General features: G+C 67.7%; 12 protein-coding genes and 1 tRNA gene. 7 read left to right on the forward strand and 6 right to left on the reverse strand.

Going from position 1 to position 13,466, the window contains the following annotated elements:
• Window positions 1–11: 11 nt before the first annotated feature.
• The 3 genes from EYZ64_RS29055 to EYZ64_RS29065 form a co-directional block, all read right to left on the reverse strand.
• Window positions 12–1,379, reverse strand: coding sequence for a type III PLP-dependent enzyme domain-containing protein (locus tag EYZ64_RS29055; protein WP_135459115.1), 1,368 nt, complete (start codon window positions 1,377–1,379; stop codon window positions 12–14).
• Window positions 1,380–1,502: 123 nt separating this feature from the next.
• The gene (locus EYZ64_RS29060; RefSeq protein WP_135459117.1) at window positions 1,503–3,116 is read right to left on the reverse strand and encodes a PucR family transcriptional regulator; all 1,614 of its coding nucleotides are present in this window, start codon (window positions 3,114–3,116) and stop codon (window positions 1,503–1,505) included.
• A 94-nt stretch (window positions 3,117–3,210) separates the two neighbouring features.
• The gene (locus tag EYZ64_RS29065; protein WP_090430830.1) at window positions 3,211–3,540 is read right to left on the reverse strand and encodes a WhiB family transcriptional regulator; all 330 of its coding nucleotides are present in this window, start codon (window positions 3,538–3,540) and stop codon (window positions 3,211–3,213) included.
• 325 nt (window positions 3,541–3,865) lie between these two features.
• Here EYZ64_RS29065 and ponA2 point away from each other — a divergent pair, with 325 nt between their 5' ends.
• The 4 genes from ponA2 (at window position 3,866) to EYZ64_RS29090 (ending at window position 8,709) form a co-directional block, all read left to right on the forward strand.
• Window positions 3,866–6,316: a transglycosylase/D,D-transpeptidase PonA2 gene (ponA2, locus tag EYZ64_RS29075; RefSeq protein WP_167858018.1), complete on the forward strand. Its 2,451-nt coding sequence runs from the start codon at window positions 3,866–3,868 to the stop codon at window positions 6,314–6,316.
• A 27-nt stretch (window positions 6,317–6,343) separates the two neighbouring features.
• The gene (locus EYZ64_RS29080; RefSeq protein WP_135459120.1) at window positions 6,344–7,288 is read left to right on the forward strand and encodes a metallophosphoesterase; all 945 of its coding nucleotides are present in this window, start codon (window positions 6,344–6,346) and stop codon (window positions 7,286–7,288) included.
• Entirely contained in the window at window positions 7,285–8,391 is a 1,107-nt protein-coding gene (gene cds1 / locus EYZ64_RS29085) for an L-cysteine desulfhydrase Cds1 (protein WP_135459122.1), read from the forward strand. Before EYZ64_RS29080 ends, cds1 begins: the two co-directional genes overlap by 4 nt.
• Window positions 8,392–8,635: 244 nt before the next feature.
• A tRNA-Pro gene (locus EYZ64_RS29090) sits at window positions 8,636–8,709 on the forward strand.
• A gap of 48 nt (window positions 8,710–8,757) precedes the next feature.
• Here EYZ64_RS29090 and EYZ64_RS29095 read toward each other — a convergent pair.
• Window positions 8,758–9,891, reverse strand: a complete 1,134-nt coding sequence (locus EYZ64_RS29095; protein WP_135459124.1) for a serine/threonine-protein kinase — start codon at window positions 9,889–9,891, stop codon at window positions 8,758–8,760.
• A gap of 69 nt (window positions 9,892–9,960) precedes the next feature.
• On the opposite strand from EYZ64_RS29095, the gene EYZ64_RS29100 reads away from it, so the two are divergent.
• Window positions 9,961–10,458: an SRPBCC family protein gene (locus EYZ64_RS29100; protein ID WP_135459127.1), complete on the forward strand. Its 498-nt coding sequence runs from the start codon at window positions 9,961–9,963 to the stop codon at window positions 10,456–10,458.
• A gap of 36 nt (window positions 10,459–10,494) precedes the next feature.
• The gene (locus EYZ64_RS29105) at window positions 10,495–11,289 is read left to right on the forward strand and encodes an acyl-CoA thioesterase (RefSeq protein WP_135459130.1); all 795 of its coding nucleotides are present in this window, start codon (window positions 10,495–10,497) and stop codon (window positions 11,287–11,289) included.
• A gap of 6 nt (window positions 11,290–11,295) precedes the next feature.
• Here EYZ64_RS29105 and EYZ64_RS29110 read toward each other — a convergent pair whose 3' ends face one another.
• Both EYZ64_RS29110 and EYZ64_RS29115 read right to left on the reverse strand, forming a co-directional pair.
• Window positions 11,296–11,760, reverse strand: coding sequence for a GatB/YqeY domain-containing protein (locus EYZ64_RS29110; protein ID WP_135459133.1), 465 nt, complete (start codon window positions 11,758–11,760; stop codon window positions 11,296–11,298).
• A 20-nt stretch (window positions 11,761–11,780) separates the two neighbouring features.
• Window positions 11,781–12,455: an SIMPL domain-containing protein gene (locus EYZ64_RS29115; RefSeq protein WP_135459135.1), complete on the reverse strand. Its 675-nt coding sequence runs from the start codon at window positions 12,453–12,455 to the stop codon at window positions 11,781–11,783.
• Between the two features lie 39 nt (window positions 12,456–12,494).
• Here EYZ64_RS29115 and EYZ64_RS29120 point away from each other — a divergent pair, with 39 nt between their 5' ends.
• Window positions 12,495–13,466, forward strand: coding sequence for a DUF7847 domain-containing protein (locus EYZ64_RS29120; RefSeq protein ID WP_135459136.1), 972 nt, complete (start codon window positions 12,495–12,497; stop codon window positions 13,464–13,466).

Here is a 13,466-nt window from a genome sequence, read left to right on the forward strand (position 1 = left end):
CAGTCGGAGGGTCAGGCGGACGGGAGCAGAGGCAGCGGCACAAGAGACGGTTCTCCGGCCTCGGTGACGATCTGTTCGATCGTCTGGGCCCGACGGGCAAGCGACCAGCGTCGGTCGCCCTCGGCGTCGGTCCCCACGGTGTAGACCGCGGGTCGGGGCAGCGCGTTGTACGAGAAGTGAGTGGAGAAGTAGTAGCCGCCGGTATCCGGAACAGCCACCAGGTCTCCCCCGCGAATGAACGGCAATTCGCGGCCGACGGCCATCATGTCACCGGAGAAGCAGGCGGGCCCGGCCACATCCTGTACCCGCATACCGTCGTCGCGGCGCCGCCCCTGCCGGTCGTAGATCTCGACCCGCAACGGCCACGCCTCGGGCGCGAAGATCGTACGGGTGGCCACCTGCACACCGGCGTGGGTGATGGCGATCGGCCGGCCGCCGGTGACTTTCGTGTACTCGACCCGGGCGACGATGGTGCCGGCCTTGGCCGTCAGCGCCCGTCCGAACTCGGTCACCAAGGCGTACGTGCCGTCGAACAGCTGCGGTACCGCAGCCTCCAACGCGGCGCGGTGATCGGCGAAACTTGGTGTGATGTCGTCGGATTCGAAGTTGACCGGCAATCCTCCGCCGATGTCGATCCGCTGAATCTGCCGGAAGCCGACCCGTGCGGTGATCTCGGCGGCGAGCTCGGCCACCAGCCGTACGCCCTCGGCGGCGTGCGCGAGGCTCATCCCCTGCGATCCGCTGTGCACGTGCAGCTGGGTCAACCACGGCCGGTCCGCGAAGGCGTCGACGATTTCGTCGCGATGGTCGGCCAGCCCGATCCCGAACTTGGAGGTGGTGGTGGCCGTGCTCATGGCGCCGATGGTGCCGGCGCCGGTCTGGGGATTCAGCCTCATCCCGATCACCGACCGATGCCCAGCCGCCCGGGCGATCGCCTGATCGACCCGCGTCAGCTCCTCGAAGTTGTCGATGTTGAACGACACCCCCAGCGCGAGCGCCCGCTCTATCTCCGTCGTGGTCTTGGCCGGAGAGTCGAACACGATGCGTTCTGCCGGGAAGCCCGCGGCCAGCGCCAGTTCGAGCTCACCGGGGCTGGCCACCTCGCATCCGAATCCCGCCTGGGCGAACCGCGCGAGCACCGGGCGCAGGGTGATCGCCTTGGCCGCGATGGTGTGCAGTGCCGGCATGCTCGACGGGTAGGCCTCGGTCAGCGACCGCATCAGTTCATCGAGGGTGTCCAGGTCGATGACTCCGCACATCGGGTGCAGGTCGCCGATGAATCCCTGCCGAACCACACCGGCCACGATTTCGCCGCGCCGGTGCAGGAGCGTGTCCGGATCCGGCAGTGGTTGCCCGGTACGCAGTGGTGCATCAATCACAGATAAATCCTATGAATACAGCCCATGGTGGGGAGAGCCACGCGGGCTGAGGAATTCCGCGCGGATCTTCGTCGGATTCGGAGGAAGCCCCCGAGACCCTGATGGCGGTATCTCCGAAATGCACTAACCGGATCCGCGATTCTTGTCGATGTCGACGGGCGGGCGGGCGGCGCGGACCTCACCGCGTCGTTCCCACACCAGCAGCCCCAGGGACGCGCGGAGGCGGGCTGCCGCCGAGTGCAGGTCGATACCGGAGACCACACGGATCCGGTCCAGTCGGTACCGCAGCGAATTGGCGTGGATGCCCAGTTCCCGGGCCGCCCCGCTCAGATTGCCCGGGTGGTCGAGCACGGCCGCGACCGTGTCGATGAACGCGGTGCCGTGATCGGTGTCGTGCCGGCGCAGGGCAGACAGCGGTTCGGTGATCGTGTCGGTCATCGGATCGAGCAGATCGGCCGCCCGAACCAGGGTCAGCGCGTCCTGCACGTCGGCAGCGGTGAGCACAGGCCGCTGGTCGCGCGGCTGTTGCGCGACGCTGAGTGCGGCTGCGTCGAGGACCTGACGGGCGACGATTGCGGAATTCCGCAAGTAGGCGATGGCGTCGACGACGGGACCGACCGCGACCGGGCCGGCGTGGGCAGCCGAAACCCGGGTCAAATGCCTCGACAGGCTGTCGGCCAGATCCGCCTCGGCGGACTCGTCGTCCAGCACTGGCAGCACGACGAACAGATCGTCCCCGACCCGCGCTGTCCGGGCGCCGGCCCGCAGGGCCTGAACATGGAACATCAGGGCGCGCGACGCGGGCGTATCGGACCCCAGCGCGACCACGGTGTGTCTGCTGTCCGGTTGCAGCCCGAGCAACGCCGCCGGGACTCCGGGGTCCACCCCGCGCGATAGCAGATCGACCAGAGCCGACTCCTGGAGTCGGCGTTCGTATTGGTCGCGGTGGACTTCTCGCAGCATCATCGCCGCGGCGGTCTGACGCACCTGCAGCAGCAGCTGCCGTAGTTCTTCGCGATCGGTGTCGTCGTCCAACGCCGCCCAGATCGTGCCGAGCGTTTCGGTGCCGGATTTCATCGCGACCACCATGCGGGCCGGGTCGTCATCCTCGGCATTGCGCACGACCACGTCATCGGATCGCCAGACCGCGGGCAGGAATCCGGTGGACATCAGCCGCTCGACCCGCCAGGCGGGTACCGCACCACCCAGGATCGTCTGGTTCCGGATCGGGTCGACACCCGGCCCGACGACGGCATACGCCAGGACTCTGGAATCCAGGTCCTCGATCGTCACCGGAGCGCCGGTCTGGCTGCTGATCCACCGGGCCAGAGCCTGCAAGTTGTCCACCTGCGGGGCCGGGCTGACGATGCGGCCCGCACCGAGCAGCCGGACCAGGACCCGGAACAGCTCGCTCCAGCCCACCCATGGTGAACGCCGGAACAGTCTGGTGGAGTGGCTGGGCAACATCGACACGTCGGTTGTCGCGTCGGGTGGAAGCACAACGGCCGCAGCGGTTCCCACCTCATCGAGCAACGACCCGAGCGCGAAGCGGTCCTCGACGCGAGTGCTGACGAACACGATGGTGCCGCTGTAGTCCGCCGGGGTGCCGGGCTCATGCAGGGCGACGTCGCTCAACAACGGATCGTCGCCGGTTTCCGCCGCAGGCAGCGGTATCAGCATGCCGGCGGCACCAGAAACCATCGCCGACAACGGAAGAACGCTGGCAGGCTCACTCACTGCTGCTGATTACCATGTGCCACAACCGAAAACACTACCGTCGGCTGCATTTTGGCGCGCGCGGGCCGAGTGAGCCCGCGTAAGGACACGGAGGCTAGACCGCGCTGCGGTGGTGCTTGCGCTGGGCGGCGAAGAACTCGGACCAGGAGATGACTTCGGGATGCTGCTTGAGCAGGGCACGACGCTGACGTTCTGTCATGCCGCCCCAAACTCCGAATTCCACGCGGTTGTCCAGTGCATCTGCACCGCATTCGAGGATCACGGGGCAGTGCCTGCAGATCACCGCGGCCTTGCGCTGAGCTGCACCGCGAACGAACAACTCGTCCGGATCGGCCTGGCGGCATCTCGCCTGGGAAACCCAGGCGATCCGGGCTTCCCCCTCGCCTCGGTGAACCAGGTTGGCGGCTGGGGCGGAAGCGTTCATCTTGTCTGCGACAGTTCGTGTACCTGACACCAGCGATCCCTTCGTTCCAGCCATCTCCCCAGACGGCGGGCCTTGAACCTCCCGGTGTAGAGCGCCTATGCGATCTACGCCACATTGCGCCAGCCCGTGTAACCTGGATCGCACTGTGTGTCCAAGCTAGGTGGTCAGAGGGTATTAACGCAACAGTTTGCGACCCACTTTTTTGGGACGGCCGTGCCGTCTAGCCGGAGTCGTGGCCCTCTGAGGTGTTTCTGCAGGCAAGCGGGATATGACGGTGGCCCCGCTCGCCAGAAGGCCGCCTCAGCGAGATAGTTACTCTGTACCCATGCCGGAGCAGCCGACACGACCGCCCGCGCAGCCACCCCAAGCGGTCACCATCATCAAACTCGCCTGGTGCTGCCTGTTGGCCAGCGTGTTGGTGGCCACGTTCATGTTCCCCCTCGTGGGTGGATTCGGCCTGATGTCCAACCGGGCCTCCGATGTGGTGGCCAACGGCTCGGCCGCCCTGGTGGACGGCGAGGTTCCGCAGGTCTCGACGATGGTCGACGCCAAGGGCAACACGATCGCCTGGCTGTATTCACAGCGCCGCTTCGAGGTGCCCACCGACCAGATCGCCAACACCATGAAGCTCGCCCTGGTCTCGATCGAGGATAAGCGGTTCGCCGAACACAACGGCGTGGACTGGCAGGGCACGCTGACCGGCCTGACCGGATATATGAGCGGCGACATGGACACCCGCGGCGGTTCGACGATCGAGCAGCAGTACGTGAAGAACTACCAACTTCTCGTCGTCGCCCAGACCGATGCCGAGCGCCGCGCCGCGATCGAGACCACTCCGGCCCGCAAACTGCGCGAGATCCGGATGGCGCTCACGCTGGACAAGACGTTCACCAAGCCCGAGATCCTGACCCGCTATCTCAACCTGGTCTCGTTCGGTAGCGGCGCGTTCGGCGTTCAGGACGCCGCCCAGACCTATTTCGGTGTCAATGCCTCGGAGCTGAATTGGCAGCAGGCCGCCCTGCTCGCCGGCATGGTGCAGTCCACCAGCGCGCTCAATCCCTACACCAACCCGGACGGTGCCCTGGCTCGGCGGAACCTGGTGCTGGACACCATGATCGACAACATCCCTCAGGAAGCCGAGGCGCTGCGGGATGCCAAGCAGCAGCCGCTGGGCATCCTGCCGCAGCCCAACGAGCTCCCGCGCGGCTGCATCGCCGCCGGTGACCGGGCGTTCTTCTGCGATTACGCGCTGGAGTATCTGGCCCGCGCCGGGCTGTCCAAGGAGCAGGTCGCCAAGGGCGGTTATCTGATCAAGACCACGCTGGACCCGGACGTGCAGGGCACGGTGAAGTCGGCGATCGACAGCATCGCCCGGCCGGACACCCCCGGCGTCGCCAGCGTCATGAGCGTGATCAAGCCCGGTAAGGAATCTCATCCGGTCCTGGCGATGGGCAGCAATCGCACGTACGGCCTGAACACCGACGCCGGCGAGACCATGCAGCCGCAGCCGTTCTCACTCGTCGGCGACGGCGCCGGGTCGATCTTCAAGATCTTCACCACGGCCGCGGCCATGGACATGGGAATGGGCATCAACACTCAGCTGCAGGTGCCTCCGTTCTTTCAGGCCAAGGGGCTGGGCAGTAGCGACACCCCGGGATGCCCGAAGGAAACCTGGTGTGTGAAGAACGCCGGCGGCTACCGAGGCTCGATGAGCGTCACCGATGCCCTGGCCACCTCGCCGAACACCGCATTCGCCAAGCTCATCTCGCAGATCGGCGTGCAGCGGTCGGTCGACATGGCGGTCAAGCTGGGGCTGCGGTCCTACGCGTTGCCCGGCACCGCCCGCGACTACGACCCGGAGAGCAACGAGAGCCTCGCCGACTTCGTCAAACGCCAGAACATCGGCTCGTTCACCCTGGGCCCCATCGAGGTCAACGCACTCGAGTTGTCGAATGTGGCGGCCACGTTGGCCTCGGGCGGGACCTGGTGCCCGCCCAACCCGATCGCCCAGGTACTCGACCGGCGCGGCAATGAGGTGTCGGTGACCACCGAGACGTGCGATCAGGCAGTGCCCGAGGGCCTGGCCAACACCCTGGCCAATGCCATGAGCAAGGACGACCAGGCCGGCGGTACCGCCTCCGGTTCGGCCGGTTCGGTGGGCTGGGACCTGCCCATGTCGGGCAAGACCGGCACCACCGAGGCGCACCGCTCGTCGGGCTTCCTGGGCTTCACCAACCAGTACGCCGCGGCCAACTACATCTATGACGACTCCACCACCCCCGGCGAGCTGTGCTCGTTCCCGCTGCGCCAGTGCGGCGACGGCAATCTGTTCGGCGGTAACGAGCCGGCCCGTACGTGGTTCACGGCGCTGAAGCCGATCGCCAACAACTTCGGCCCGGTCGCCCTGCCGCCGACCGACCCGCGCTACGTCGACGGCGGGCCGGGTTCGGTGGTGCCGACCGTGACCGGACTGGATGAGACGGCCGCGCGCCTGCGGCTCAAGGAATCCGGATTCCAGGTGGCCGACGGTTCCGCCTCGGTCAACAGCAGCTCGCGCGCCGGCACCGTGGTCGGGACCGCTCCCAGCGGGCAGACGATTCCCGGCTCGATCATCACCATCCAGATCAGCAACGGCATCCCGCCGGCCCCGCCGCCGCCCGAGTTCCCGTTCCCGATGCCAGGTGGTCCGCCGCCCGAGATCGGCCAGACGGTGGTCGAAATCCCGGGTCTGCCGCCGATCACCGTTCCGGTGCTCGGGCCTCCACCGCCCCCGTGATGAGCGGTTCGCAGTAGGCTTGCCTGCATGTCAGTGAAGAAGGCAGCTGCCGTCACCGCCGGTTCGCTGGTTGCCGGAATCGGCTACGCGTCCCTCATCGAGCGCAATGCGTTCGTACTGCGGGAAGCGACCATGCCGGTACTGGCGCCGGGCTCCTCACCCCTGCGGGTGCTGCACCTTTCCGATCTGCATATGCGTCCCAACCAGCGACGCAAGCAGGCCTGGCTGCGTGACCTCGCGCGCCTCGAGCCCGATCTGGTGGTGAACACCGGCGACAACCTGGCCCACCCGAAGGCCGTGCCTGCCGTGGTCCAGTCATTGACCGACCTGCTGTCGGCGCCCGGCCTGTTCGTGTTCGGCAGCAACGACTATTTCGCACCGCGGCTGAAGAACCCTCTGAACTACGTCACCAATCCGCAGCACCGGACGCACGGTGAGCCGCTGCCGTGGCAGGACCTGCGCGCGGCGTTCACCGAGCGCGGCTGGCTCGACATGACCCACATCCGTCGCGACGTCGAGGTGGCCGGGCTGCACATCTCGGTGGCCGGCGTCGACGATCCTCATCTCAAGCGCGACCGCTACGACACCATCGCCGGCCGGGCCAACGGTGCGGCGAATCTGACGTTGGGTCTCACCCACTCCCCCGAACCGCGGGTGCTGGACCGCTTCGCCGCCGACGGCTATCAGCTGGTGCTGGCCGGGCACACCCACGGCGGGCAGCTGTGCCTGCCGTTCTACGGGGCCATCGTGACCAACTGCGAGCTGGACCGGTCCCGGGCCAAGGGCGCCTCGAAGTGGGGATCGCACATGCAGCTGCATGTGTCGGCGGGCATCGGCACGTCGCCGTTCGCGCCCGTGCGGTTCTGCTGCCGCCCGGAGGCCACGCTGCTGACGCTGGTCGCAGCGCCGACCGGTGGCGGGCACGTCGGGATCAGGGCCGGGCAATCCAGCCCGACCGTCTCGGCCCATTGAGCGGAGCGGGCTGTACCGCGTCGCGGCCCCGGCCACGCCGGTGGGTCGACAACGCGGTGCGGCTGATCGAGGCCGATTCCAAGCGCAGCGCCGACACCCACCTGTTGCGGTATCCGCTGCCCACCAGATGGCGCGAGGAAGTGGACGTCGCGCTGTACCTCAAGGACGAGTCCACCCACATCACCGGCAGCCTCAAGCACCGGCTGGCCCGTTCCCTGTTCCTGTACGGGTTGTGCAACGGCTGGATCGGTGAGGGCACCACGATCATCGAGGCGTCCTCGGGGTCGACGGCGGTGTCGGAGGCGTACTTCGCAGCGCTGCTCGGTCTGCCGTTCATCGCCGTGGTGCCGGCCTCGACGAGCGGTTCGAAGATCGCGCTGATCGAAGCCCAGGGCGGCCGTTGCCATTTCGTCGCCGAGTCGTCGCAGGTGTATGCCGAGGCGCACCGGTTGGCCGAGGAGACCGGCGGGCACTATCTGGACCAGTTCACCAATGCCGAGCGGGCCACCGACTGGCGCGGCAACAACAACATCGCCGAGTCGATCTATGAGCAGATGCGCCTGGAGCCGCATCCGGTCCCGGAGTGGATCGTGGTGGGGGCCGGCACCGGCGGCACCAGCGCGACGATCGGCCGCTACATCCGCTACCGCAGACATGCCACACAGTTGTGTGTCGTCGACCCGGAGAATTCGGCGTTCTTCCCCGGCTACTCGCAGGGCCGCGATGACGTCGTCACGGGCGCGTCCTCACGTATCGAGGGCATCGGCAGGCCGCGGGTCGAGCCGTCGTTCCTGCCGGGTGTGGTCGATCAGATGATTGCCGTCCCCGACGGCGGGTCGGTGGCCGCGGCCCATCACGCGAGCCGGGTGCTGGGTAGGCGGGTCGGGCCGTCGACCGGAACCAACCTGTGGGGCGCGTTCCGGCTGCTGGCCGAGATGATCGCGCACGGCCGCAGCGGGTCGGTGGTGACCCTGCTGGCCGACAGCGGTGACCGCTACGCGGATACCTACTTCGATGCGGACTGGCTCAGCGCCCAGGGGCTGGACACCTCGGAGTCCGCGGCGGTGCTCTCGGAGTTCGAGCGCTCGGGCAGCTGGTCCTGATCCGTCTCGGCCGTCAGGAACAGCCACAACGCTGCCAGGGCGAAGAACCCTAGGTAGACGGAGGCGCCCAGGACAGTCATGAGTTGTATAACGCCACCCACCCACGCATTCCTTCCCGTTGCCCGCCGTTTTCTACGCCTGGGCTGTGATCCGCGCCGCGCCACAACCCAGAGGTAGAAATCGGCGCAGAGGTGGCCGTTTGGCTTTCGAGGTACCCGGTGCGATAGGCTGTCGAAGCTTCACGCGGGGTGTGGCGCAGCTTGGTAGCGCGCTTCGTTCGGGACGAAGAGGTCGTGGGTTCGAATCCCGCCACCCCGACAGTGCAAGCAAGGCCCAGACCAGAGAAATCCGGTCTGGGCCTTGCTTTTATCCGTGGCCCTTCTTGCCGTGGCCCTTGCCATTCCCATGGCCGTTGCCATTGCCATTGCCGTTCCCGTTGTTGCCCTGATCCCACTGGTCCTCGGGCACGGTCGGCGTGAACGTCGGGATGCTCGTCGCGGCCGGCACGGTCGGCTCAACAGACGTGGTCACCGGCGTGACGGGCGCACGCTGCGGCGGAGGGTCCGAGATCAACAAGATGACCGCGAGGATGACACCGGCCAGAAGGCCTGCGGTCAGCAGGGCCATCCGGACGCGGGAGCGACGGGGCGCGGGCGGCGGGGGTGAAGCCGGCAGCAGCAGGGTCGCGGGCCGCGCCGGTGGCGCAGCCTGCAGGGCAGCCCGCATCTCGGCGGCATCGGCGAAGCGGTAGGCCGGATCCCGCGCCATCGCGCGTTCCAGCACGCGGATCAGAACCGGATCGACGTCCGGACGCAGCACCCCGATCGGCACCAGCGGCTCCTCCAGAACAGCCCGCATGGTGGCCACGGGGTTGTCGCGTTCGAACGGAAGCCGCCTGGTCAATGCCTCGTATCCGAGCACGCCGAGGGCGTACAGATCATCCGACGGCGACGCCGGCCGGCCGGTAATCCGTTGTGGGCTAAGGTAGTTCGCGGTGCCGAAGACCATCCCGACGCGGGTGTGGGCGGCCCCGTCGGTCTTGGCGATTCCGAAGTCGGCGAGCTTGGCGGTACCGGACGCGGTGATCAGGACGTTGCCGGGTTTGATGTCGCGGTGCAGGATTCCTGCCTCGTGTGCTGCGGTCAGCGCACCGAGCAGGTCGGCCAGCACCCAGCGCACGCGGTCAGCGGACAGCGGTCCGGCCGCGATCTCCTCGGCCAGAGTGGGCCCGGGCAGCCGCTCCATCACGATGTACGGCGTCCCGCGGTCTTCACCGCTGTCGTGGACCGCGACGATGTTCGGGTGGTTCAGCGCGGCGGCGGCCCGCGCCTCGTTCTCGAACCGCCGACGCGTCACCTCGTCGGCGGCCAGGGCCGGATAGAGCAGTTTGACCGCGACCGGACGCGACAGCCTGGTGTCCCAGCCATCGTGCACCTCGGCCATGCCGCCGCGGCCGAGCACGCCGCGTAGCTCGTAGCGGCCGCCGAGCGCCGCCGTCATATTTCTCCCCTCCGGAAATGGGCTTGCAACCCAGTATCCCGCAGTGCCGTTCTGCGGCATGCTGGCACCATGCCCCGGTTCACGCTGGAACCCGCCGATCCCGATTTCTTCACGACGGCGCCGCACATCTTCGCCTATCACAAGCGCTTCGCCGCACCGCCCGAAAAGGTGTGGGAGTCGCTGGTATCCGACGAGTCCCTAGCTGCGTGGGGTCCGTCGGTCACCAAGGTGAACTGGTTGACGCCGCGGCCCTTCGGTGTCGGCAGCTCCCGTGAAGTGACGCTGGCACCCGGGGTGGTCCGGGTGCATGAGACGTTCTTCCGCTGGGAGGAGGGCCGCCGCTACTCGTTCACCGTTGATCACGCCAACATTCCGTCGTTGCGCCGGTTCGCCGAGGACTACCTGGTCGAACCAGCGGGCGACGGACAGACACAGTTCACCTGGATCGTCGCGATCGAGCCGAAGCCGCTGTTCGCGCTGCCGTTCAAGGGGCTGGCGCCGGTGGTCAAGGCGGCGTTCGGGCGACTGGCCTCCGACGGCGGGCGTTATTTCGCCAAGCAGGTGTGAGCGAAGCCCCAACCAAGCAGTTGATAGCCTCGGCCGATGGCCGCGCTGAGCTGGATCGCCCAACTGTTGCAGTTCGACCGTCACGGCGATGACTTCTGCATTCGCGAACCACGCAGAGGGGCGACCGAGCGGCTGTTCGGCGGCCTGATCGCGGCGCAGTCGCTGGCAGTGGCCGGGGCCACCGTGGATGACGGCAAGCTGCCACAGTCGCTGCACGCCTACTTCGTCCGGGGCGGCAGCTACAACGCCGACGTCGAATTCCACGTCGACCGCACCCGCGACGGGCGCGCGTTCGCCACCCGGCACGTCACCGCCAGCCAGGACGGCAAGGTCATCCTGGAGATGATGGCCTCGTTCCACCAGCCCGAGCCGGGTCTGGACTGGTCCCCCGAGACTCCGCCGGCCTTGGAGTTCGACGCGGCCAGCCCCAAGCACGATGTCATGGATTTCGGTGACAAGTTCGACCTGCGCACCATGCCCACCGACCACTCCGAGTTCGCGATCTCGCCGTTCTGGATCCGCACACAGCACGAGATCGAGGACGATCCGCTGATCCGGGCCTGCACCCTGACGTTTCTGTCCGACCTCGGACCGGTCCCCTCGGCGCTTCCGCCGTCGGTCCCGCTGCGGTCCGATCTCGGCTTCGCCGCCAGCCTCGACCACTCGATCTGGTTCCATCGCCCGTTCGTGCCCCGCGGCTGGCACCGTTACGAGTTGGAGTCGGCGAACCACAACGATTCCCGTGGGCTGGCTCGCGGCTCGCTCTACGACGCTGCGGGCACGCTGATCGCCAGCGTCAGCCAGGAAGCGCTCTGGCGGATCCCCGTCTGAGCCGCGCTACAGCCGCGCCTTGACCGCCGAGGAAAGCCGCGCACCGTCGGCCTTGCCCGCCGCAATTGCCGTGGCGGCCTTCATCACCTGGCCCATCTGACGCATGCCGGGGCGCTCCCCGATCTGCTCGGCGACCTGTGCGATTGCGGTGTCGGCGACGTCGGCGAGTTCGGCGTCGGTCAACGGGGTGGGCAGGTACTCGTCGATGACGCGGGCCTCGGCGTGCTCGTTGGCCGCCAGTTCGCCGCGGCCGTTCTGGGTATAGATCTCGGCCGCCTCGCCGCGCTTCTTCGATTCGCGGGCCAGCACCGCGATCACCTCGGCATCGGACAGCTCGCGAGCCTGCTTGCCCGAGACCTCCTCGCTTCCGATCGCGGCCAACACCATCCGCAGGGTTGCGGTGCGCAACTTGTCCTGCGACTTCATCGCGCTGGTCAGATCCGCGCGCAGCTTGTCCTTGAGCTCGGCCATAGCGTCAACCTACGCTGCGACTAGCCCTCGCCCGCCACGAATTTCGCATCGACCGATATCGCGACCTCGATATCGGCGGGTGAAAAGTCCAGTTCTGGCGCACCACCACCGCGGGTGGTGGCCATCGCCCGCAGGGCCCGCGGGGGCGACGAGTCCTCGGGCGGCCGACTCACCATGCCGGCATCGCCGATCACCACCGGCCGGACCGGCCCGAGGCCCAGTGCGTCGGAATAACGCTGGGCCCGGGTGACGGCGTCCCGCACGGCGGCGGTGTGCACCTCGACGACGAGTTCGTCGCGATGTTCTGCGGTCAGTGCCCATTCGATCCGCGACAACGCGAACCCGCCGGTCTCGGTGACGTGGCCGCCGACCCACCGCGACAGCGCGGTGAAATCGCTGAATTTGACCTTGATGTCGACGCTGGCATGGTGCACCAGCGGCAGCTGCTTGCCCTCGTTGTTCCAGGGGCGGTCGGCCCAAGTACGCACCTGGCCGGTGGACCACCAGGTGACCGGGCCGCCATCGGGGTTGTGTAGCGGTGTGATCGAGGATTTCACCGCGTCCATGTCGCGGACCACCCGCTGGTACACCGGCTCGATGGCCGGGCCTTCGTAGCCGAGGGTGGCGTGGACCGTCGCACGTTCGGGCGGCTGAAAGGCGGAGAACGACCCGCGCACGATGATCTCGGTCGGCATGCCCACACCGTAGTTGCTGACGGGAACTACGGTGAAGGGATGACGAGCGGTCGGCCTTATCTCGGGAGCGTCATCCCGCTTCGTCCGTTGAGCCTGACCGACATCTTCAACGGCGCGGTCGCCTACGTCCGCACCAACCCGAAAGCGACGCTGGGGCTTGCCACCGTGGTCGTGCTCGCCTCGCAGATCATCACGCTCGCACTGCAAGTCGGGCCGTTGTCCGCGCTCGGCGAATTCGACTCCACGCTGCAGGGCGAGGCGCCGTCCGCCGGGGCGATCGCGGCGTTCGCCGGTGGTGCGTTCACCGGCATCGTGGTCACCACGCTGGCCTCACTTCTGCTCAGCGGCATGCTCACGGTGGTCATCGGCCGCTCGGTGTTCGGTGGAAGCATCACGGTCGGTGAGGCCTGGCAGCGGCTGCGCGGCCGGTTACCCGCGCTGATCGGGCTGACCGCGTTACAGGCCATGGCGTTGGCCGTCGTTGCCGGCGGCGTCGCCATCGTCATCGTCGGTGCGAGCGCCCTCGGCGGCGGCCTGGCCGCGTTCGCGGTCGGCGCGCTGTTGGTGCCGCTGGCGCTGCTCGGCGTGCTCTACGTGTCGACGGTTCTGTTGTTCGCCCCCGCGGTGATCGTCTTGGAGCACCTCGGCATCGTCGCGGCGGTCAGGCGCTCATTCACGTTGGTGAACAAGGATTTCTGGCGTGTGTTCGGCATCTGGGTGCTGGCCACGATCGTGGCCGCGGTGATCGGCTGGGGAGTGGGTGCGCCGTTCAACGTGGCCGGGGAGATCATGACGATGGTCGCCGACGGCCCCACGATGCCGGCGCTGATCCTGAGCACCGTCGGTGCCGCGATCGGGCAGATCGTCACCGCACCGTTCAGCGCGGGCGTGGTGGTGCTGCTGTATGCCGATCGCCGGTTCCGGGCCGAGGCGTTCGATCTGATGCTGGCGACGGGTGCGGGTGCACCGGTCGAGACCGCCGACCAACTATGGCTGCCCCGGACCATCTGA

Source organism: Mycobacterium sp. DL99, from assembly GCF_004762045.1.
Taxonomy (GTDB): Bacteria; Actinomycetota; Actinomycetes; order Mycobacteriales; family Mycobacteriaceae; genus Mycobacterium.

Excerpts from the sequence above, each read along its gene's own strand:
- EYZ64_RS29065 (WP_090430830.1), bottom strand. The coding sequence starts at position 3,540 with ATGAACGCTTCCGCCCCAGCCGCCAACCTGGTTCACCGAGGCGAGGGG.
- ponA2 (WP_167858018.1), top strand. The coding sequence starts at position 3,866 with ATGCCGGAGCAGCCGACACGACCGCCCGCGCAGCCACCCCAAGCGGTC.
- EYZ64_RS29080 (WP_135459120.1), top strand. The coding sequence starts at position 6,344 with ATGTCAGTGAAGAAGGCAGCTGCCGTCACCGCCGGTTCGCTGGTTGCC.
- EYZ64_RS29095 (WP_135459124.1), bottom strand. The coding sequence starts at position 9,891 with ATGACGGCGGCGCTCGGCGGCCGCTACGAGCTACGCGGCGTGCTCGGC.
- EYZ64_RS29100 (WP_135459127.1), top strand. The coding sequence starts at position 9,961 with ATGCCCCGGTTCACGCTGGAACCCGCCGATCCCGATTTCTTCACGACG.
- EYZ64_RS29105 (WP_135459130.1), top strand. The coding sequence starts at position 10,495 with ATGGCCGCGCTGAGCTGGATCGCCCAACTGTTGCAGTTCGACCGTCAC.
- EYZ64_RS29110 (WP_135459133.1), bottom strand. The coding sequence starts at position 11,760 with ATGGCCGAGCTCAAGGACAAGCTGCGCGCGGATCTGACCAGCGCGATG.
- EYZ64_RS29115 (WP_135459135.1), bottom strand. The coding sequence starts at position 12,455 with ATGCCGACCGAGATCATCGTGCGCGGGTCGTTCTCCGCCTTTCAGCCG.
- EYZ64_RS29120 (WP_135459136.1), top strand. The coding sequence starts at position 12,495 with ATGACGAGCGGTCGGCCTTATCTCGGGAGCGTCATCCCGCTTCGTCCG.